Annotated in this window: 2 protein-coding genes and 1 pseudogene; all 3 read left to right on the forward strand. The window is 60.2% G+C overall.

The window, feature by feature from the left end:
- Positions 1-675: an RHS repeat-associated core domain-containing protein gene (locus AC1D3B_RS36095; RefSeq protein ID WP_478195458.1), complete on the forward strand. Its 675-nt coding sequence runs from the start codon at positions 1-3 to the stop codon at positions 673-675.
- A complete protein-coding gene (locus AC1D3B_RS36100) occupies positions 656-1,177 on the forward strand; it encodes a hypothetical protein (protein ID WP_478195459.1) in 522 nt (173 codons plus the stop codon). The genes AC1D3B_RS36095 and AC1D3B_RS36100 overlap by 20 nt, the downstream gene beginning before the upstream one ends.
- Before the next feature lie 19 nt (positions 1,178-1,196).
- Positions 1,197-1,688 (forward strand): annotated as a pseudogene (locus AC1D3B_RS36105) (hypothetical protein); the annotation flags it as partial.

Genomic DNA, 1,688 nt, shown 5'->3' on the forward strand with positions numbered 1-1,688 from the left:
GTGACCTTCAACCTTCGATACCCGGGCCAGTACTTTGATCAAGAGTCCGGGCTGAACTACAACGGTCGCCGTTCGTATTCACCGGGCGGCGGGTTCTACACGCAGAACGATCCGATCGGACTTGCAGGGGGTTGGAACAGGCGCACGTACGTCGATGCAAACGCGCTGAATTTTGCAGACCCGTCAGGGTTGCTGAGAATCTGTTTTGTGCCGGGCGGATGCGTGGACACTTCACCGCCACCGCCGATTGATCTCGACAAACCCTACGCAGGGGGCGGTACGCCACCGATTCCGGGACTGCGGCTTCCTCCATTCACGTTGCCAGGAGCAATCGCGGGAGCATGCGGTGCACTTACGGATTGGATGCGTTCTACTCCGCAACTTCCGACGGATCTGGTTGGCGATCAAAGCGACCCTCGATCAGGTCGGAGCAAGGGCGGAGGAAGGCACACAAGCGGCCCGTTGACCCCGGCTAACGGCGGAACTGGGGACTTTGGAGCAGACTTGGATGCGTTGACGGGAGGCACGCGCCCTTGGCAAGCTGGCGACAAGGCTCCTCCGGGGAGTCTTGTCGGCCCTAACGGAATTTTTGGACGCCCCAGCAACAGTTCTGGCGGGTCAAGCATTGACATCCCAGCAAACGGAAGCAAACCGCATGAAACCCTTCATTACTGATGCCTTCAAGAACGGCAAATTTGTACTGCCTTTTCAAGTCGAGGGATTGCCCACAGAGGACTTCGGAAAATTATTTGAGGGCGCGTGCGTTCTGGCTTACGGGCTGCCGGAATCTCATGACTTCCAGACAGCTTGGCTGTTCCGCTTAGTATTGGACAGTGGGTGGATTGTTGACTTCTCTTCAGCTTGCACTGGAGTTGGAGGTTGGCAAGAAATCGGTAGCCTCAATCTTGCATTCGCGCGAGGGCAGCCAGAGAGAGATCCTGTCAAATGGATGATGACGGCGTTAGCAGATTTTCAAGTTGCTTCTGTTGATCGCTTGATCTATGAGGATGGGGACGTCTATACAGAGTGTGGCCTTCTGTTGAAGGACCGAACCGACAGAGAAGTCGTCGTGGCAACTGGGACGGCGCCCGGATCAGTGTCGATTCTTGTGCCGCTATCCGCCAACGCTTTTCAACCAGAGTTTTTGCTCGAGAAACTGCAACGGCGTCCGGCATAGAAGTTAACAACTGAGGCGCATGGGCAACCGCACCGCCGAACAGGCCAAGGACGCCTCTGGCGCCATCGCCTGGACGGCTGTGCGCAGCATCAACAACATCAACCGCGTCTACGCCAGGACCGACGGCCCCAACCAGACCAGCGGCTTCGGTTACGACGCCAACGGCGAACTCATCACCGAGACCAACGGCCTGAACCAGAGCACCCGCTACGGGCTGGACGGCCTGCGCCGCGTGACCGCCATCACCAACGCGGCGAACGCCACCGCCACGCTGGCCTGGAACGCCCTGGACGACGTAACCCAGGCCAAGGACTTCAAGGGCGTGGCCACCAGCTTCGCCCGTGACAGCCAAGGCAACGCCACCAGCGAGGCCAGCGCCGACACCGGCCCGCGCAGCACCCAGTACGACAGCCTGGGCCTGCCCAGCCGCATCGTGGACGCGCTCGGCCAGGCCACGCAGATCGAGCGCGACGCGCTCGGCCGCCCGACGAGCCTGGCCTTCGCCGACGGC

The organism is Variovorax sp. P5_A3, assembly GCF_056400665.1.

What these genes read in the sequence shown, in the direction of transcription:
- AC1D3B_RS36100 (WP_478195459.1), top strand. Translation starts at nt 656, where the DNA reads ATGAAACCCTTCATTACTGATGCCTTCAAGAACGGCAAATTTGTACTG.